At 47.0% G+C, this 355-nt stretch carries 1 protein-coding gene; it reads left to right on the top strand.

Annotated features, from left to right (window positions below; genetic code table 11):
• Nucleotides 1–355: SprB repeat-containing protein (locus tag SB717_RS34230; protein ID WP_410907282.1), on the top strand; the 355-nt coding region annotated here is incomplete at both ends.

Here is a 355-nt window from a genome sequence, read left to right as displayed (position 1 = left end):
GTTGTAATGGAGGAAGCAATGGTTCTGCTACAGTAACTGTTACTGGAGGAACCGGAGCATATCGTTATTTATGGTCTCCATCCGGAGGAACTGCAGCTACTGCTTCAGGGCTTGCTGCCGGAAATTACACCGTAACTGTTAAAGACGCAAATAATTGTCAAAAAACAGCAAATGTTACCATAGAACAACCATCGGCTCTAATAGCAAGTGCCGCCGCTCAAACGAATGTCTCATGCAATGGAGGTACTAATGGATCTGCAACTGTAAGTGTTACCGGAGGAACGGGAGCATATACATACCTATGGTCTCCATCCGGAGGAACTGCAGCTACTGCTTCAGGGCTTGCTGCCGGAAA

Source organism: Priestia sp. SIMBA_032 (assembly GCF_046535215.1).
In the GTDB taxonomy this organism is placed as follows: Bacteria; Bacillota; Bacilli; order Bacillales; family Bacillaceae_H; genus Priestia; species Priestia aryabhattai.
This window is presented reverse-complemented; position numbering and strand designations above follow the sequence as displayed.